This is a genomic window from Halomarina salina, from assembly GCF_023074835.1.
Lineage (GTDB): Archaea > Halobacteriota > Halobacteria > Halobacteriales > Haloarculaceae > Halomarina > Halomarina salina.
Map to the genome: position 1 here is coordinate 2,760,663 of NZ_JALLGW010000001.1, position 19,818 is coordinate 2,780,480.

Annotated in this window: 13 protein-coding genes and 1 pseudogene; 5 read left to right on the forward strand and 9 right to left on the reverse strand. The window is 51.6% G+C overall.

The genetic code is table 11. From position 1 onward, the window contains the following. Positions 1 to 85: 85 nt before the first annotated feature. Complete coding sequence (locus tag MX571_RS14210) at positions 86 to 1,090, reverse strand: aldo/keto reductase (protein ID WP_247417914.1); 1,005 nt, start codon at positions 1,088 to 1,090, stop codon at positions 86 to 88. Positions 1,091 to 1,214: 124 nt separating this feature from the next. Next, positions 1,215 to 2,018 (reverse strand): hypothetical protein, encoded by an 804-nt coding sequence (locus MX571_RS14215; RefSeq protein ID WP_247417917.1) that lies wholly within the window; start codon positions 2,016 to 2,018, stop codon positions 1,215 to 1,217. 228 nt (positions 2,019 to 2,246) lie between these two features. Between MX571_RS14215 and MX571_RS14220 the strand changes: the two genes are divergently transcribed. Both MX571_RS14220 and MX571_RS14225 read left to right on the forward strand, forming a co-directional pair. Beyond that, positions 2,247 to 3,503 (forward strand): RNA-guided endonuclease InsQ/TnpB family protein, encoded by a 1,257-nt coding sequence (locus MX571_RS14220; RefSeq protein ID WP_247417920.1) that lies wholly within the window; start codon positions 2,247 to 2,249, stop codon positions 3,501 to 3,503. Between the two features lie 273 nt (positions 3,504 to 3,776). Continuing rightward, positions 3,777 to 4,715 (forward strand): NAD-dependent epimerase/dehydratase family protein, encoded by a 939-nt coding sequence (locus tag MX571_RS14225; RefSeq protein WP_247417923.1) that lies wholly within the window; start codon positions 3,777 to 3,779, stop codon positions 4,713 to 4,715. A gap of 729 nt (positions 4,716 to 5,444) precedes the next feature. Here the strand turns inward: MX571_RS14225 and MX571_RS14230 are convergent. After that, positions 5,445 to 6,662 (reverse strand): orc1/cdc6 family replication initiation protein, encoded by a 1,218-nt coding sequence (locus MX571_RS14230; RefSeq protein ID WP_247417925.1) that lies wholly within the window; start codon positions 6,660 to 6,662, stop codon positions 5,445 to 5,447. 649 nt (positions 6,663 to 7,311) lie between these two features. Beyond that, a pseudogene (locus MX571_RS14235) lies at positions 7,312 to 7,656 on the reverse strand (SIS domain-containing protein); the annotation flags it as partial. A gap of 438 nt (positions 7,657 to 8,094) precedes the next feature. Here MX571_RS14235 and MX571_RS14240 point away from each other — a divergent pair. Then, the gene (locus MX571_RS14240) at positions 8,095 to 9,189 is read left to right on the forward strand and encodes a glycosyltransferase family 2 protein (RefSeq protein WP_282594493.1); all 1,095 of its coding nucleotides are present in this window, start codon (positions 8,095 to 8,097) and stop codon (positions 9,187 to 9,189) included. 165 nt (positions 9,190 to 9,354) lie between these two features. On the opposite strand, the gene MX571_RS14245 is transcribed toward MX571_RS14240, so the two are convergent. Both MX571_RS14245 and MX571_RS14250 read right to left on the reverse strand, forming a co-directional pair. Next, entirely contained in the window at positions 9,355 to 10,377 is a 1,023-nt protein-coding gene (locus MX571_RS14245) for a nucleotidyltransferase family protein (protein WP_247417931.1), read from the reverse strand. Between the two features lie 150 nt (positions 10,378 to 10,527). Continuing rightward, positions 10,528 to 11,697, reverse strand: coding sequence for a glycosyltransferase family 4 protein (locus MX571_RS14250; RefSeq protein ID WP_247418505.1), 1,170 nt, complete (start codon positions 11,695 to 11,697; stop codon positions 10,528 to 10,530). A 332-nt stretch (positions 11,698 to 12,029) separates the two neighbouring features. Here MX571_RS14250 and MX571_RS14255 point away from each other — a divergent pair, with 332 nt between their 5' ends. Further along, complete coding sequence (locus tag MX571_RS14255) at positions 12,030 to 13,292, forward strand: sulfatase (RefSeq protein WP_247417933.1); 1,263 nt, start codon at positions 12,030 to 12,032, stop codon at positions 13,290 to 13,292. 579 nt (positions 13,293 to 13,871) lie between these two features. Here the strand turns inward: MX571_RS14255 and MX571_RS14260 are convergent. Together MX571_RS14260 and MX571_RS14265 are read right to left on the reverse strand one after the other, a co-directional pair. Further along, positions 13,872 to 15,188, reverse strand: a complete 1,317-nt coding sequence (locus MX571_RS14260; RefSeq protein ID WP_247417935.1) for a sulfatase — start codon at positions 15,186 to 15,188, stop codon at positions 13,872 to 13,874. A gap of 446 nt (positions 15,189 to 15,634) precedes the next feature. Then, positions 15,635 to 17,023 (reverse strand): sulfatase family protein, encoded by a 1,389-nt coding sequence (locus MX571_RS14265; RefSeq protein ID WP_247418507.1) that lies wholly within the window; start codon positions 17,021 to 17,023, stop codon positions 15,635 to 15,637. 74 nt (positions 17,024 to 17,097) lie between these two features. Here MX571_RS14265 and MX571_RS14270 point away from each other — a divergent pair, with 74 nt between their 5' ends. Next, positions 17,098 to 18,252 carry a glycosyltransferase family 4 protein gene (locus MX571_RS14270; RefSeq protein ID WP_247417937.1) on the forward strand — a complete coding sequence of 385 codons (1,155 nt, stop codon included), beginning with the start codon at positions 17,098 to 17,100 and terminating at the stop codon, positions 18,250 to 18,252. 66 nt (positions 18,253 to 18,318) lie between these two features. Here MX571_RS14270 and MX571_RS14275 read toward each other — a convergent pair whose 3' ends face one another. Further along, positions 18,319 to 19,410 (reverse strand): glycosyltransferase family 4 protein, encoded by a 1,092-nt coding sequence (locus tag MX571_RS14275; protein ID WP_247417939.1) that lies wholly within the window; start codon positions 19,408 to 19,410, stop codon positions 18,319 to 18,321. Positions 19,411 to 19,818 lie beyond the last annotated feature (408 nt).

The window sequence follows — 19,818 nt, forward strand, 5'->3', positions numbered from 1 at the left end:
ATTCAGTTGCTTCCCGTGTATTCTGGTTGCAGACGTAGTGGTTGGACCACTCGGAGGAGTTGCGGGTCCCTCTATCGGTCGGTGTCTAGAGCCCGCCGTATGGGCCTGCCTTCGATCCCGTCAAGCGCTCGACTTGCTCGGCCGAGAGGTCGATACGCGCAGCACCGAGATTTTCCTCTAACTGCTCGATGGTCCGTGCCCCGACGATAGGTGCGGTAACGCCCTCGCGGTGCATCAGCCACGCAAGCGCCGTCTGGGCGGGGCTAGCGTCTACCTCTTCAGCGACTGCTTCGAGCTCGTCGTGAACGTCGAAGTTCTCCTCGGTGAGGTAGGCGTCTTCGAACCGGCTCGACTCCGACGCTCGGGATTCCCCAGTCAACCCCTCATCACGAGTGTATTTGCCGGTCAGGAAGCCCTGGCCGAGCGGACTCCACGGACAGATAGCGATGCCGAAGTGCTTCGCCATCTCGAGATAATCGCCCTCGATTTCTCGGTCGACGAGGTTGTAGCGTGGTTGGGCGACAGTGAACGGCTCCCATCCCTCTGCGCGGGCAATCTCGTTTGCTTTGGCCACCTTCCAGGCGTTCGGGCACAGCGTCGACGTCCCGAGATAGTTGACCTTGTTCTTCTCGACGAGGCCGTTGAGCGTCTTCATCATCTCGCGAGTCGGCGTCTCGTCGTCCCAGCGGTGGATGTAGAGAATGTCTACGTAGTCGGTATCGAGGCGATCCAGTAGCGCGTCGATTCGGTGGCGAATGTTCTTGCGGTTCGTCCCTCGCGAGTTGGGGTCGCCCTCGCGAATCTGCCAGTACAGCTTCGACGCAATCGTATAGCGCTCGCGGTCTCGGTCTTCGAGCCACTCACCGATCCAGCGTTCGGAGTCGCCCCCACCGTAGACGTCTGCCGTGTCGATGAACCGACCGCCCGCGTCCGCGTAGGCATCGAGGAGTTCGTGTGCACGCTCCTGACCGATCTCGATGTTTCCTTCCTCGGTCTCCTTCCCGAACCGCCACGTGCCGAACTGGAGTTCGCTCGTCTGCATCCCTGTGTCGCCGAGTTGTACAAAGTCGAGTTCTGAGTCCTCAGTCATCAGTCTGGCTTCGGACGAGCGACTGAAAAACGCCCAGAACGCGGCAGGCTAGACGGTCGTCGCGACAATCATCTATAGCGGACTCTTGGGTGATCACTCCTGAAATGCGGGGCAAAAGCCGAGTTCAGATATCGCTCATGACTTCCTCGTGGTACCCTGCCTCGAGTGCGATGGAGACTGCTTCCTCACTGAACGTTTCGAGGTCGACTGCAGCAGTGTTCGCCCCCACGAGGGCGTGCTGCGCGAACGAGTGTGAGAGGATCGTTGTCTGAGTGGTTGGTGGCAGTTCGTTGGGGACGCCCATCACGTACGCAATCGGGCTCTCAATCATAGAGTCGATGGCTTCCTGTGGGAACGGCTGCTCGTCGCCGCTGGTGCTGACTATACTTCGAATCGTCCCGTCGCTTCTGAGCACCTGGAGCCAGAACAGCGTCAGATCGGAATCAGATAGCACGTCCGTCGCTTGCTCGAGGCGGGTCGACAGCGAGCCCCGAATCGGGTAGTCGACAGGGGCTGCATCCGACGCCTCCGATAACATGCGAGCAAATTGAGTGATGTCTGAGCCAATCTGGGTCAGGGCGTCTTGATTCGAGAGGCTGGCGGCACGGCCGTCAGTGAGGACTCCCAGATGGTGGCCAAACAGTTGCCGAGCAAGTTGCGTGATCTGTGGGTACTCGAAATCATCAGCATAGCCAGCGAGGTGCGTGATTTGTGGTGTTGTGTTTGGACTGGAGACCTCAGTTGGTGTTGAATCAAGGGTCGTTCCGTCGCCGGTTGCCTGGAGCCAGACTGCGACGATATCCGTTGAATCGAGCGTCTCAAGGGCTTTCGAGCGTGCCCTCTCGAAGCTCGCATCAAGACCACCATCCAGAAGCGAGACGAGCGCCGGATCCGGGCGATTTGCATCCGGGTTCGGGATATGTGCCATGGGTCAGTGCTTCGAGAGAGACCATATGACTGTTTGCTGAAGTGCCAATAGAGGCCCTCTTTGTATTGATATCAGCAGTTCGGAGACAGAAGATGGTTCAACTGAAGCGGTAGCGTGGAGTCCCCTCCCTCAAGGAGCGACCGAAGGGAGCGAGTAGGGAGGGGAGGAGCGCGTTCGTACCGGCTACAATTATCAGTCTATAAGTAGCCACCCATCAACATTGAATACGTGGCAGACGACTACGTGCGTCGGACGGCAATCACCCGCCTCTCGGTAGATGGTGAGCAACGCGAGTTGCTTGAGGAAACCATCTCCGAGTGGAAGCGTGGTTGCCAACTCGCCACGGACATGGCGTGGGGTAAATGCAACACCAAAAGCGACGTCCAGCCCCTCGCCTACGACACCGTGCGCGAACACACCGACCTCGGCAGTCAACACACGATTCTCGCCACCCACCAAGCTGCACAAGCCATCACCGGCTGTCTCGACCGTCGGTCCAACGGCAAGAAGGTCAGCAGGCCAACCTTCACCGCATCCACGGTGAAGTACGACACTCGGACGATGACGCTGTTTGACGATGATACGGTGTCGCTCTCCACAACGGAGAGTCGCGTCAGGTGTGACCTTGCTTTGCCCGACGCCGACGATGGCTACCAACGACAGTACGTCGACTCCGAGATATGGAGCGTCACGGAAAGTACGCTCACCGCTCGTGACGGCGACTACTTCTTGCATATCGGCTTCCGCCGACACAAAAACGATACTGAGCGGAACACTGCCGAGGACGGAACGGTCCTCGGAGTTGACCTCGGTATCGAAAACCTCGCTGTCACCAGTACCGCCCACTTTGTCAGCGGGCGAGAGTTGACTCACGACCTCCGTGAGTTCGAGACGGTCCGTGCCGGACTCCAACAGACCGGGACACGAAGCGCCCACCGAACGCTCGAACAGTCTAGTGGCCGGGAACTTCGCTACGTCCGTGACGTGTTGCACCGGGCGTCGAACGCGATCGTAGACGAAGCGCTTCGATACGACTGTGACGTAATCGCGTTCGAGGACCTGACGTATATCCGCGACCGGACGGGTGCGTCGTGGGGGCACAAGTGGGCGTTCCGAACGCTGTACGAGCAAGTGGCGTACAAAGCCGAAGCGGTCGGGATCCTGGTGAAGCAAGTCGGGTCGGCGTACACATCGAAGCGGTGCGCCGAGTGCGGATTCACGGCAGACGAGAATCGCCCAACTCGCAACGACTTTCGGTGTCAGAGCTGCGAGTCGGAAGCGAACGCGGACTACAACGCGGCGAAGAATATCGGGATGCGGTACGTCCGTCGGGGCCAACAGTCGTCTCAGCGGACGGGCGACAGTCAGCTCGCCCTGAAGTCTGGAACGGTGACGCTGAGCGGCGGATTTACCGCCCACCCGGACGGGTTCGAAGCCGAGTTCATGGACAAGCCCCATCACCAGAAGTCCTCGACTTCTGGTTAGCAGCCAGAACTCAGAGAGTTCTGGCGACACCCTCCACGAGCGAACCCGTCAGGGTGAGCGAAGTAGGGTGGGGTAGTTGACTTATCTGGGGAGAGGGCCAGTGATTTGCACTGGGGGTACGCCCGAATCGGTTCACAAACCAGACCAACCTGTCGTGGGTGGGCCACAGGCTGGACCTGGGTGGTCTGATGAGGAGTTCTATCGAAGGTGGGCCAGCGGGCTTCGGCTTGACCAGACCGTAATATCGATATGTCGTAGGTTGTGACCAACAGTGTGAACCTTACCGGAAAGAGAATACTCGTCACTGGAGGTGCTGGGTTCATTGGCTCGAATCTCGCCAATTCGCTCGCTGAAGACAACGACGTCGTCGCCGTCGACGATGGCTATCTCGGTACCCCAGAGAACCTCAACGATGACGTAGAATACTACGAGGCAAGCGTCCTCGATGACGAACTCCCCACCGATGTTGACGTGCTGTTCCATCTGGCTGCGCTCTCGTCGTACAAGATGCACGAAGAAGACCGGATGAAAGGGGCGAAGGTCAATATTCTCGGCTTCATCAACACCGTTGAGCAGGCGATGGAGGATGGCTGTGACACCGTGGTCTATGCGTCGACCTCCTCGATCTATGGGAGTCGGACGGAGCCGTCTCCGGAGGACATGGACGTGACTGTGAACACGGGGTATGAAGCGTCAAAGATGGCACGCGAGAACTATGCTGAGTACCTCGCGAATCACTACGGCCTCAATATGGCTGGGATGCGCTTTTTCTCGGTCTATCAGGGCTACGGCGGCTCAGAGGAACACAAAGGTGAGTTTGCGAACGTCATCGCGCAGTTTGCTGATGATCTTGCAGACGGCGACGCTCCGGTTTTGTTCGGTGATGGCTCCCAGACGCGGGACTTCACCCACGTTGATGACATCGTTCGTGGACTTAGCGCTGCCGCAGAGCATGAGTTGACGGGAATCTACAACTTGGGCACTGGCGACGCAACGTCGTTTAACGAACTCGTTGAGATGCTCAACGACGAACTCGGGACGGATATCGAACCAGAATACATCGAGAACCCCATCCCTGAGAGCGTGTACGTCCATGACACAATGGCTGACTATTCGAAAATGAACGCGGAGACAGGGTGGGCGCCACAAATTTCATTAGAAGCAGGTATCCAGCAGGTTTGTCAGCAATACGTGCCGAACCCCTCTCAGTAACCAGAGCACCACTTACTGTACTTCTACTAACACTCTATCGACAAGTGAGAGTACATTTCGTCTGTTCCGGTGGGCAGGTGCCACGGGTAGATACCAAGTGTATGAGAAATGTCGAGACACGGCCGCTCGGAGAGATATGCCATATTCACCCATTAGCTCCCGAATTGAGCAGGTAAACAGACGAACTGTACTCTTTCACAACCAATAGTAAACTGGCAAGGTTACTTTCTAAGCGATTGGCTTTGTGGCGATATTTCTCCCTCAGAGGGGATTAGAAAGAGAGTACATTTCGTCTGTTCCGGGGCTGCTGAATGACTACTGAAGGATGCCAGAAAGGGGGTTTTGAAGACGCTCAGTCCCTCCTCGCGCAGCGGCGTGCAGAGCGAGTGAGGCGTGGAAGTGCACTATGAGAAGTGCACAGTGGATGCTCATCTAGTAACCGGGGGTAACTAACCATTAGAAAGAGAGTACATTTCGTCTGTTTACCTGCTAGCTGAGGCTCAGCATTCGTGAGTCTCAGGTACGTCCGATTCAAAAGGAGTGCCTCAGAGGGGCAACCGATTATTGACGACAGAGGCTGACAGCAGCGACATCTTCAGCTCACAAATTGCAGCAGATTATAAAAGATCCAGAGACCACTAAGGGTATCGAGTAGCTCCCAAAGAACCGCTCGTCTATCATTCTGGTCAAAAACAGACGAAATGCACTCTCTTCGTGATTACAGCGACATTATTCGGAGGGTGAAGTAATCGAATCGTTACCCAGTTCGAGATCGTTACGCGTTTCGAGGACTATGGATGCGTCCAGATCCAACTCGTATTCGAAATAGTGTCCACCACTACGGCCTTCGTTTCTCTCATGTTGGGTGAAGAACCCCAGCATGTGGAGCTCTGAAAGATGGCCTTGAATACTCTTCAGAGTAGTCAGAGGGTCTCTGTCCCAGGAGTGCGCTACGGTCTCGTACGTCGCCATGACTTGCTTGGAACGGGCAGGCGTCTTTCCGTCTTGTTCGAGTCTAGCAACGGCTTCGAGAACAAACTGTGCATGCTTAGTCTGGTCGCTGATGCGGTTTTGCAGCCTCCCCCGTTGCACAAGCGTCCGAGCCCGAGTGATGTGGGTGTCAGTGACCTGTGAGTCGCCATTCTTCTCTGCAACCTCGGCCCCCACACGAAGCAGGTCAATCGCCTGGCGTGCGTTGCCGACGTCTTGTGCAGCGATTGCGGCGGCAGCCCTGATAGCAGACGAATCGTATCCACCTTCTACAAATGCGTTCTCTGCCCGGTCGTTGAGAATGGTCTGAAGTTCAGTTGCGTTGTACGGGGTAAACGCAATCTCAGCCTCCATCAGCGTATCCTTGACCTTTGGCGAGAGTGACTTGCGGAACGTGTAGTTGTTACTAATACCGATGATTCCGACTCGCGCATCATCGAGATAGTCGTTCGAACGTGCCCTTGGAAGTTCGTACAGGAGGGTATTCGCATCGTCAATGTGGTCGATTTCGTCAAAGACAAACAGATGAGTTCCACCGAGTCTTTCTAGTTGCTGGTATAGCGTCTCGAAGGCATCCCCGGTACCGAGACCGCGGCGAGGGAATGAACTCGCCTCTTCGGGAAGAATTTCGTTGACTAGTGTCCGGGCCACCATGAACAGCGACTTGCCGTTACAATTGACCGTGTGGATGAAGAGATCGTCGGCCTGCTCGCGAGTCTCGACCTCCTCATTGAGTGCATCCATCATATACATCGTCACGGCCGTCTTGCCAAGGCCAGCTTTGCCGTAGATCATCACATTCTCCGGATCATTTCCAAATAGAACATCACGGAGCGCGTGTCGGTACTCGTCGATTTCTTTGTCCCGCTCAAGAATCTGCTCCGGTTGATACTCCTCTTGGAGAACGCTCTTGTCTGCGAATATTGTGTCCGTGATATCGCTAAATGGCCCGGACATTGATTCTATAGCAGAGTTCGGAAGAAGGCTATTTAATTCCTTCTTTCGTTTGTTTCGTGTGTTAGTGAGTAGACACCGTTCTCGTGAGAGGGCGTATATCGGCTGCCGATTTTGCGTATCGAACCTGTCCTAAACAGACGAAATGTACTCTCTGTCTCTTGACGGCGACTGGGACGGCTTTCTGTAATCTTATTGGAGGAGTTGTGTCAGAAACGATTCGCCAATCTTGCCACGTCCAAGTGTTCCAAACGCGGGCAGTGAAACTCCAGGCGGCAGAGAACAGACGAACTGTACTCTCTTTCTCCTTTAACTGGCGGTGTGGGCGACCACTATGCCGGTATCTTTGCGGTCTAGTTGGGGACTTCCAATCGGCCGTGTGAACTACCCCGCCCTACTCACTTTCCGCTTTCGCGACTCGTTCGTTGAGGGCGGGGCTTCCTGCTTCCACGACGCGGCTTGCTTCCGCCGCCGTAGCGGACGTAGAGGTCGCAGTCTCCACAGGCGGACCTTCGGAGTGATCCACTCCTAGCTTATCGAGACCCCGTTCGACAACGTTCAACGCGGAAGCCACTCTGCAAAATTGATCTCAATATAGTCCGCGGTCGGTGTAGCGGTCGTAGATGAAAGGTCGTCGAAACTGCTGTGGTCGCTATTCGACCGTTACCGACGTTGCGAGATTGCGTGGCTTATCGATTGGCCGGCCGAGTTGGTCTGCGATATGATAGGAGACGAGTTGCAACTGAATATTCGCGAGAACGCCTGCGATATCTGGATGGGTCTCTGGGAGTGGGAGGAAGTAATCGGCAAACTCGAGTTCGCGTTCGAGGGAGGACGGAGCCACGACGATAACAGGCGCATCACGAGCCTGAACCCCCTTGAGGTTGCTGACCGTCTTGAGGTCCTCCTTGCCCGTGATGATACCGAAGACGGGCGTGTCCTCGGTGACGAGTACGAGCAGGCCGTGTTTTAGCTCCGACGACTGAGAACCCCTACTGCGAGCTTCATCTCTGCTTGAACGTCTTGGAATTACTACAATAATTGTCATGATGTCGTTCAGCCGAGCTTAACAGACTGCCAAAAGATACGTCCATAGATGCCATATTGTATATTTTTATCAGTGATGTGAATTGATATATGTAGTCGCTCGTAATTACATCCCTAATGGAAGCATTTTTGTCCTTCTACTTCTGCACCTAGGATAAGCGCCCTGATTGGACTGTCGTGTGATGCTTTGCACGGCAGGCGTGTCAGAGGGGGGTCGCAGTAACAACTATAAATAATGTCAAGCGGAAACCAAATACAGTCGGGTTCGACGGGTGGTGTCGAGACGGAGCCCACTCAGACGAAGCCGAGGGCACCAGTAAAAGAGGTTGAACCAGAAGGCTACCTTCTGTCTGCGGATAGCGAACTCCAACCCACGTTGAGCGTGGTCATGCCGACGCTCAACGAGGAAGAAGGAATTGCAGAGTGTATCGACCGCATCAAGAACGCGCTCGTCGACATTGGCGTCTACGGCGAAATCATCGTCAGTGACGACTCGACCGACCGAACGCCTGAGATTGCCCGAGAGATGGGCGCCATTGTCGTCAATCCTGACGGGAAGGGCTACGGCTACGCGTATCAGTACGCGTTCGAACACGCCCGTGGGGAGTTCATTGCGATTGGTGACGCGGACTGTACGTACGACTTCGAGGAACTGCCCAAGCTCTACGACCTCGTCGCGAACGGTGATGCGGATATGGCGATGGGCTCCCGTCTCGAAGGGAAGATCCTCCCCGGCTCGATGCCGAAGCTTCACCAGTACGTCGGCAACCCGTTGCTCACGAAGTTCCTCAATGTCTTCTACGGGGCTGGCGTGAGTGACGCACACAGCGGCATGCGCGTGTTCACGCAGGATGCACTGGCAACGATGGATTGTGAGACAACTGGGATGGAGTTCGCCTCAGAGATGATCATGGAGGCGGGGGCACGTGGCCTAACCATCGAGGAAGTTCCCATCACCTATCACGCCCGAGCAGGAGAGGCGAAACTCGATAGCTTCCGCGATGGCTGGCGTCACGTGAAGTTCATGCTCGAAAACGCCCCGGGGTATCTATTTTCGGTTCCTGGGTTTGTACTGGGCACCTTTGGGCTGCTACTGATGGGCCTAGCGTTCTTCCACGTTAGTCTCGGTGGGTTCACTCCCGGCGCACATTCGATGATGGCTGGGAGTCTACTGACGCTCGTTGGGTATCAGATTGCGAGTATGGGCGTCTTCGCAACCATTACCACGAACCCCATTCGGAAGCCCGAGGACAGGGTAACGACTTGGATCACGAACAATCTGCGACTGGAGCAAGGGGCAACCCTTGGGACAATCATCTTCGGTGCAGGGGCGGCCTACGGGGCGGTGTTGTTCGGCCAGTGGGCCAGTAGTGGATTCAGCCAGCTTCCGCTCCTGATGGCTGACGTCGTGGCCTTGACCGCGGTCGTCCTCGGAATCCAGATTGTGTTCGGATCGTTCTTCCTGAGCGCGATCGCAGAATAGACGCTGTTTTTCCTTTAACGGTAACTGGTCACGATTTAGCAGACTGTCTTTGAAGGCCGGCATCTACTAATAGGCTCGATCAGCAATCTACGATGTTACAACCTTTTGAAGGTCGTGTCCCAGCATCGATCCGGGTGCAATCGACCCGAGTCATCAGGAAGTCGTCTACTCCGATGTTAGTGCTTCATACCGCTCGGTATCTCGATCGTCTTGCCGAAGTTGTTCAGGAGTAGCTTCGATGTCACAATGTGCTCCAACCGTCGAATCGACGAGCACTGCTCCCGAGACGGTCGCTTCGCGGTCGACAACTGAGCGAGTCAAGGTTGCGTCCTTGATTGTTGTGTCAGGGAAGACAACCACGTTCTCAAGCGTGCTGTTACGGACGTCTGCCCCCGGGAGAATGCTGACGTCTCGCAGTTCTGAGTTCTCGACGAGAGCGTTCTCTGCGATCTGTGAGTCACCGTCGATTGCCCACGAAACGGCATCCAGATACCCCTCTGATGAGCCGATGTCGAACCACGCGTCGTCGAAGGTGAAGGCGTGTACCGGTTGTTGGGCCTGTAGCCACTGAATGAACCAGCCTGGCTCGTCTGGGTTATTGTCTTCGGCGAGATACGTCTCGAACTGCGGGACAACCTCCTTGGGAAACGCATAGCAGGCAATCGAGACGAGGGTGCTGTTCGGGTTATCTGGCTTCTCCTGGAAGTCGACGACGCGCTTTCCATCAAGTTCGACCAACCCGTATGATGTGGCCTTCTCACGGGACCCGACGTCGTAGGCTGCAATCGAGGGGGTTTCTTCTTGTTCGAAGAAATCGACGAACTCGCCGAGGTCGAACCCCACCAAGTTATCCCCAGCGACAACGAGCAGGTCATTGTCAATATCCTCACGTTCAACGAGTTGGGCAAGCGCGCCGACGACACCGAACTTGCTCGCTTCGTCGCTTGTCTCCTCGACCGAGAGGATTGGTTTTTCGAAGGGCTGATTATCGAGATGCTCGGCAAATGTGTCCGCGAACGCCTCGTTGGTGCTTACGTAGACGTCATCAATTCGGTCATCGGCTTCAAGATCGGCAAGGAGGGAGTCAATGACAGTCGTTTCCCCGACTGGGAGGAGCATCTTCGGCCGATTCCGTGTAATTGGCCAGAGCCGTGTCGCAAAGCCCCCTGCAAGAACTATTGCATCCATGTTGGCACTTTCATCACCCGGTGCTTAAATTCCTTCTCAATGACTAATTTGCTATGAACTACTGTCACTGACTGATGTCGAAATGTACGAATTACTACGTATCGCCAATGTAAGAGAGAAGCCTGGTAAACACCGTCTTTTGGTTTTGGGTTATAGGTCTCTGGACGATTGAACTGCTCGTTGATATACTGCCTCGGCTTGGTCTGCAACTGAGTCCCAGTCAAAACGTTCAGCCCGTCTCGTAGGTGACGTCGGGGGTTGTTGACCCGAGAGAGCAGTGGACAATGCGGTCGTTACGCCCTCAACTGTGGGTGTAGCGAGAAAGCCCGCATCGCCAATCACCTCCCCAGCAGCAGATTCGGGATGGTCAGCACCAATTACGAGGCAGTCAGCTGCCATCGCCTCTGCGTATGTGATTCCGAACCCCTCCCTCGTTGATGGTGAGGCAAATACAGAGGCCGCTCGCATATGCCCGAGAACAGACTCATATTCATCAAGAAATCCAAGGAAGGTGATTCTGTCTGCGCTATCGAGTTCTGCAGCTTTCGACTGCAACCGTTGGGCCTCGGGACCATCGCCGATAACTCCCAATGAGACATCGAACTGAGAGGCAATATTATCGAACGCATTGAGAAGCACGTCGACACGCTTGTCTTTGATAAGACGACCCGCGAAGAGGATGTCGAAACCTGGCATTCCGTCGAGCCGATACGATTCGTCAGGGAGGGGTGCCGCATGTATTTGTTCAACATCAATGCCGTTCGGGACGACTTCGATTTGACCTCGGGATGGGCCAATCTGCGATAAGCGATCGGCTGTGACTCCAGACACAGCAACTGGAGACTGTGGAAGCTGCGCGGTGAGATATTCGATTCCTTTCCCACCCAACGCGAGACGGCCGAGGTACTCGTCCCAGTAGTCTCGCCACACCTCATGCCAGGTCGTGACCAGTGGCGTCTGCGTGCCAATACTCACGAGTTTCGAACTGAGGACTGGGAAATAGGGGAAGACAGACGCAATAATGAGGTCGTGGTCATGCCTACGAAGGCTCTTTCGAAGAGACGGAGCGAGCCGTGCTGCAAAATCGATTGCCTCAGATATCGATCGGCGCTCATCACTGTAGAGTTCAACCCCTGGGGCTACTGCTCGGAGTGTCATCCCGTCGTGAGTGAACACCTCCTCCCCGTCCCAGAAGTGGCGCGCGTATACCGTGATGTTGTGTCCCCGATTTGCCAGTCTCGACCCGATTTCGTGGATTCGCTTCTCGGCGCCACCGGTAACAAACGGGTAGACGACATTAGAGACAAACGCGATATTCATGGACACATTAGCCTCTAGCTTTCAGTCGGGAAGCATACCGCTTTTGTCTAAGTTGTTACAGACGTCGCGAAGTATATATTACAATATATACACGCCTTCTGACTAGTAGAGACATTCGCCAATACGTGACATTCTCGTTAGAGATTTTGTAGTATTGAGCCGATGCAAGTTATGTGGTGACAATGATTATATAATAGTATAGCTAGTATAAAAGGATGGGTTGTCCTGCAGTGTTTGAATATAAATTTACAATAAATTCGCTCCACTCAATTGCCCGGGGGCGAAATGATTCCTCCGGAAGAGTCAAATTGCTGCATAGTAAGAAACTTCCAATGAGCGAGTCACCACAGAATATTGTCCTCCTTTCAGCTGATGCCCTGCGAGCCGACCATCTCTCCTGTTACGGGTATCACCGCGATACATCGCCAATACTAGATGCGCTCGCTGAAGAGAGCATTCAATTTACCAACGCATACAGTGCCAGTTCGCACACTCGAGAAGCAGTTCCCGCACTGCTTACCGGGAGATATCCCGACGTCGCAATCGACTCCAAATACAATCTCGCCTCTGAGTCTATCGCATCAATGCTTACTAAAAACGGATTTGCAACCGGAGGCTTTCACTCGAATCCGTTCGTCTCACGTGCCTACGGCTTTGATCAGGGATTCGACGTCTTCGACGACGATCTTCGTCTCGGCCAACACAAACTGATTGCGCTCGCACAACGAGTATTCGATAAGCTCCGGAACCGCCACTACGCACGCGCCGAAGAAATCAATACACGATCACTGAAATGGATTGATTCATTAGACGATGGCGAGCCGTTCTTTCTCTGGAACCACTACATGGACACGCATGGACCGTATGATCCGCCACAGGAGTATCTCTCTGCATATCGTGACCACGGTGCCACAAAACAAGATCTCCAGTCGCTCTACCAACGGGCAATTAAGCAGCCAGAATCGATCACTGACGACGAACGTGCGTTGTTAATCGACTTGTATGATGCCGAAATTAGATACAATGACGAGAAAATTGGGGCTTTCCTCGAAGCCCTACGTGAGCGCGACCTGCTTAAACAGTCTCTGCTTATCATCACTGCAGACCACGGCGACGCCTTCGGTGAACACGGCTATTATGAACATCCGCGGTATCTCCACGACGAAATCACACACGTCCCGTTGTTGATTCACAGCCCAGGGACACCGGGGAGGACAATTTCGACCCCAGTAAGTACGATTGATATTGTCCCGACGATTCTAGACGCAATAGGCCAAAAGACCGACGATGATCGAATTTCTTTGCTATCTCCATTAGCGAAGAATCGGAATGTCTTCTCGCAAGTTCGGGGCGAAAAAGACGAGAGTCATCTCCGTCGTTACGCGCTTCGCTCCAGCGAGGGCGTCGGCTTCTGTGAACGAGACTCGGACGCTGACACGCTTCGCTTCGAAGAGTGTACCTCGGCGTCGCATCGAGCGGACCTAGAGGCCTACATTGAGAACCGGGTTGGCGCAGACGACAACGACACGTCCGTCGAGTCTGAGGAGGTCGACGATGAGATTGAGCGTCGACTTGAGGCGCTGGGGTACAAGTAATCCCCTGGATTTCGCGATGATTAGGATAACTGGTAGGTACGTATTGACGGTGACCCAGCCTAAGTATTGAGCCCCCTCGCGTACCAGATAAATATTTTCCCTTTAATATTACTAGCAATGGTTAACCCATCAATTAAAAATTGCCAGGCGGGGCTTACTCCCCAAACTCGCTGACTATTTCAATGACGACTCGTTCAGCGACGAGTTCAAGGTCATTGATGGACCAGGAGAGTGACAGACGTCCCTACGGGCGCTAGAAGCCATACTATTACCAGGCATCTCTATTATGTAGATCTCATTTTATCGAGCGATGAGCGTAGAAGTAGTGAAGGACACTTTCAGGAGCTTTACCGATTCCTAGATCCGGATTCACTCCTGAGGAAAGTGGGTGAACACAGAATAGTCGGTAAGAAATGAGACATCAAGCTATTCGAACAGTGTCATTGTATCTGTCTATAGTGTTATTCATCTTGTTTGACCGTAGCGCTATCCAGGGGACAAACCCAGTTCAGAACATGTCAGGTTCGTCCTACAGCTTCCATCTAAGGACTTCTGCTTTGCCTCCCGTTCGGGCAAACGTTATATGTAGCCCAGATCCTCGAGGTTATCCTCAACTTCTTTGGAAAGACCGCCGTCATCTAATTCAGATTGACCAGTCCCAGCTGCCCCAGCACTAGCCCGATACTGTCCAACAAGCGTCTGGAGCTCCTGCCGTTTTTCTTCGTTGTTCGATTGTTCCGATTCCGCGGCTGCGTGAGGGACCTGGTAGAGTTCTTTTCTCCCATCGGATTCAATGTACTTCCACCCACCAACTCGAACACCAATCTCATCTGGGCCAAGAGTGAAGAATATTGGTTCTCCAGATTTCCTATCGACAGTTTGTAGTGGCTCGCCCTCCCAATGTGAGGGGATATCTAATCCTGCTGCATGGAGTAGGGTCGGCGGGATATCGAGATGTTGTGCAGGCATTTCTGACCGACCAGGTGCCAATTCCGGATCTCGAACGATGATTGGGACTTGCGTCAGAGTGCTGTACAGTGAGGCATTATGGAAGTCCCCGAACTGACCAAACTCCTCGCCGTGATCCCCTGTGAGCACAACCGTCGCATTATCGGGAACAGCCTTTAGTAACCTCCCGATTTGTTTGTCAGCACTTCTGATTCCAGCATCATAAGTGTCGATGACTTCCTTTGATGGCTCTCTTCCTTGTTTGACTTTCCCCTCTTGTCCGGGATGGATTGTGTGTTCAATATCGGTGTCTCCACGAATCTTTTGCAGGTGCTCTGGCCAGAATCCATACGGAGTATGGGCATCCATCAGGTGGACCCAGAGGAAATACGGATTCTCGACTTCATCAATGAACGATAGTGCCTGGTCAACGGTATTGGCATCCGAGTGAACGGGCTGGAACTGATTACTGTCTCCACTTCTAAAGTTTCTCAATCGGTCATGGATCGGTTCAAGGATGAGATTCCTGACGGTCTTACTCCCGAATACATCATTGACCTTTCGACCCGCTCGCATTACAAGACCATGTTGAGATGACGAATCTTTGACACTGTAGAAGGAATGGAAACCTGTGTCGTAGCGATAGTCGCGGCTCACAAACCCGTTGACCGCAAAACCGCCTGTCGTATATCCCAGTTCAGAGAGATAAACGGCTAGTGGATTATATCCCTCAGGAATGCCAAGACCGTCTATCTTGATTGTGGAAACACCAGTGTGGAGTGATTGGAAAGCCCACCTTGTTCCAGGGCAGTTTGAGTATGAATATTCAAAGAGTGTACTGTTCGAGGCTAGCTGATCAATATTCGGTGATGTTGGCCTGTTGTAGCCATAACAGCCCAGATGGTCTGCTCGGAGGCAGTCTACACTAATGAAAACGATAGGCCTCATAGACGAACCAAGCATCATCCTGCTAAAAGGTTTTCCGACTCCTGCTAGCTCTCAACAAGACAGTTGGATCGGGCTTCTACACTGAGAATCTAACCTATGGGACTGACAATAAAACCATATTATTGCTGGCTTTCTTTAGAGGGGTGAGTTCTCCCCGGTTAAGGGTGTAATAGGAAGTTTAGTAGTATTATCCATTAATGCCCTCAATTGACCATGCGAACCTGTATAGAGATTAGGACTTATCGGATTGGAATGTGCTGAGACTGTGAAAGTGCGATATCAACGATTCAGTGTAAATATCGGATAACAAACAACATTTATTGAACTATCTTTATGACGTTTGAAACCGAGTAAAAAAATACAGTCGAACTCAAAGATTATCTTCGGCACGGAGAATTCTTGGATGTCCTATTACTAATTTAGACAGGCCACTACAAACATTCAGTTTACTCTAAGTATCCAAGGGATTTGAGGCGGTCTTCAACTACTCCTCCCATATCATCCTGGGATATTTCGCCTTGCGCTAAGCTCTCGATTCGTTCTCGGAGGTCCTGCAACTCGTCATCAGGTACTGTCCCGATTAGATTATCTTGCTCATTCGGGTCCTCTTGAAGGTTATAGAATTCGAATTTAGTATCCGACCAATCCGAGTCAGTTTCGTTGAAAATGAGCTTGCGGCCATCGGCGGCCCGACACGAAATGGTCCGACCAATATCCGTTCCTAATCGCTTCACTGATGCCTCACTGAGTGCATATTCGGTCTTCGGCTGTTTCGTAATCACAGTATTTCCGAGGCTCTCTCCGAGCATTGAGTCTGGTGGGGACAATCCACAGAGATCTATGATTGTCGGTGCGAGATCTAGGAGACTCACCTGGTTTTCAACATGGTGGTTTGGAACAGCACCACCCGAAAAAATCAAAGGAACACGGATGAGCTCCTCATAGAGTTTCTGACCATGGAAGAAACCGCCGTGTTCTCGGAACTCCTCGCCATGGTCTGCACTGATGACTAACAAGGTATTCTCCCACTCACCTATATTTTTGAGATGGTTGACGAGTTCACCAACGTTGTCATCGACGAACCGAATCGCCCCCTTATAGAGCGCTTTTGCTATCTCTAGGTCACGTTCTGAGACAGAGGCAGGGTCTCCTCGGAACAAGTCCTTATTCGAGAGCAGAAGGTCATTCACCTCATTAATCTTCTGTTCAGAAATATCGCTAGATAAGAAGTTCTTGTAGTAACGCGCAGGTGGTGTGTACGGCGTATGGACATCCATATAATGGATGAAACAAAATCGAGGAGTCTCTGTTTTCAAAATGTGTTCCTGAAATTGTTCCGTAAGTTTAGTTGCATCTGCCACCGAATCCACCTGTTCAACGTCTGCAAAGTTAAGTTGTTCAACTAGCCGATGTGCATTATCAAGGACTCGATTCGGGAGATAGTCCAATATCGATGAGATATCGAAACGGGCTTCCTCATGATCTGCCAGATCAAGGAAAGTATCGAAACCATTGGCGTAATTGTTAGTCATGCTCATCATCGGTGTTGAATGCAGACCAAATGTGCTAAATCCGTTTTGGCGAAAGACCTCGGCGATAGATGTATTTTTGTTCGATATGTGGTGAGACCCTTGGATTGAAGGCAGACTGGAGGTGAGGATACCGGGGAATGAATCCTTGGTGTGTGAGGCTGTGGAGACTGCTTCGTCAAATGATACACCGGAATTCGCTAAGGTGTCGATTTCCGGGGTGGTGTTTGAGACGTCCCCATAGCAACTTACATAATCATGTCGAAGACTATCAATTGTAAGTAAAACTATATTTCGAGCGTCCATCGGCACACGACAGTCTAACTAGACCGTTAACGTAAATTCTTTCATGTGTGGCGCCAAAAATCTGGCATACGCTAATGGGTAATTCAGATGGCCAGCGCTTAATTATTCTCGTAGAGGGATTCTATCCACACCTTGGTGGTGGTTCACTTGAACAATGGCATCTCGCACAGGAGGCTGTTGATGAAGGGTTTGATGTAACCGTTTATACACCAAAGATGGATGATACTCCAAAGAAGGAAACTGTTAATGGGGTTAATATTAGGCGTCCATTCTCCGGGCCGAATGATCCAGATGATCTCACTAACCCTATGGCGATGTTTCGTCGAATAGTGTTCAATGCCCTACTTCTTCCGTATCTACTTCTTCAACTCAGAAAATCAACAGTCGATATAGTTTATTGTCCCTCGCACTTACTTCACCCGGTCGCAAAGATTGTAGCAACCCTCAAGTCTGCTCCAGTTGTCCAGTTCATTGGATTCTCACCAAGTTTGCGAAATAATGCTGAATTTGATATTTTACTGTTTCTCGAGAAAATCAATTTTCGTCTCTTCATGGGGGACTTTGTTTTCACCCGGAACTCATCTATTGCCAATCAAGTGAAAAAATACAATTCTGAAAGTGTTGTCACTACAGTAGACGGTATAGTTAACGAGGACGATATACTGGACGCCGCCAATGACTTTCATCCGGAATCACTATTATCTGAATTTGAGCTCCCAGAAGATACAACTCTTCTCTGTTGGGTCGGTCGTGTCGTTGACATTAAGAACCCTGAAGGTGCCATACAAATAATTAATGAGATGCCTGATCAATACCATCTAGTCTTCATTGGGGACGGACCACGATCGGGACGGGTTCAGGACTTGGCAGAAGAACTAGATAATTCAGATAGGATACACTTCATAGGACGTGTCCCCCACCATAAGACGCTACAACTGATGGGGATGTCTCACGGATTAGTTCTCACGTCCCATACCGAGGCATACCCCACCGTTGCGTTCGAAGCCCTTTGCTTAGACACTCCTGTGTTTTCGACACCTGTTGGTGTTCTTCCAGAAATCTCTGATCCAAACCTCTATTTAGAGGATATCTGTTCACTACATCACGTAATTGATAGATATTACACTTCAAATTCCCCTAATTCATTGAATGTAAGGGATGAAAGGCTGGAAAAATATGGGATAAAGCAGTTTTCAAATAATGTTATTAGGGCACTCTACACTCTATAATCATAAGCTGGTAGAAAACTAGCAAACCATTGCAGGCTAATGTAGAAATGCAGTCATGGAGCCGAGTCAATCGATGGCTTTCTCAATGACTTTTTGAATTTCCTCCTTTTGAAACTCATATGAAAAATACACCTTATTCTTCCACTGCTCGTTCCAGTCTTGCTTTACTAACTTGCGAACCATTTCGCTCTCTGATTTTACAACGCCATCAAGAATAAACCCAATATCACCAGCCTTCCTTGCAACTACTGGTAGACCCGACTGAAGTGCTTCAAGAATGACTAGTGGGATGCCTTCAAACTGAGATGGATGTACATAGACTGTCGCAGCTTTGTAATAGTCTTGAATCCGATTGTGTGATACATACCCAGGGAGAAGAACATTATTCGGGGAAAATTTCTCCCGAAATCTCTTACGGAATGGTCCTTCCCCTACGACAACAAATTGATAATTAGTAGATTGAATAACGGATTCCATCACTGACTCAAGAAAATGCATACCTTTTAATTTCGAGAGGCGGCCGACAAACAGTGCTATTGGACGATTTCGATCAAGGTCAATATCCTCTCTAATCGATATTTTGCCATTTCTATTTCTAAACTGCGTTTCATCAGGACCGGGTGGAGGAATCAAGTGGATATGATTTTCTGACGCTCCATGCCCCACGGCACTCGACTTCAAATTCGGTCCAAGCACTACGATCTCGCTCGCTAAACGGAGTGTAATCCGGCCAATTGCGTTGTTCAGCGCAATTACTCCCAAACACTCCGGGAAATCGTATCCACGATATACGGAGAAGACATCACCAGTGATTCGAACTACAGTTTCAGTCTCCTTACTTACTCCCGCCAATGTTAGACCGGGGGCGTGAGTAGGTGTCTTCCAAAGTTGTAAAACCACGTCAGGGTGTGCTTCCGCAATATATCTTGAAACGTGGTTATATACCCCCTTTATCTTTCCAAATGGCGTGCTAACATCATATTCTTCCACCTTGTGCCATCCATGTTTGCAGCGAAGTGCATTCGGAACGTTCTTTCCACCAATCAAATCGATTTCGTATCCGTATTCGTCTAAGGCCTTTGCCCAAGTAAACAAGACATTATTTATATTCGAAACATCGTCGGTAGGTGACCCGAGATAAATGCCAATCCGAGACATTATTTGCTGGTGATTGAATCCCAGTTAACTTCTAACCCCACTATTTGAAAATGGCTATTATCAAGCATATATTACTTGTCCGGTAGCAACGGTAGTCCGGATCAAAGACAGATATAAGTGTGTGTCTCATCGATAGTTGCCAATCAATCACATGTTTGGTTAGTTATCTGCGTTAGTCCCATGACCAATTAATTAATGCCAGGAGAATACCTCTAAAGTGGCTAATCCAGTCGCACAATGTATATTAAAGGAGTAGGGCGATGAGCTCACAACCAAACGTAGCAAATTCAATAAAATCGGCACTAATTATACCGTATCTAAGCGGTGCAAATCCGTGGTTCGAACCTAAATTGCTCCGATACAGTTCGCCAGTTGCATATGGATGGGATGGGCACAATAATTTCGAAA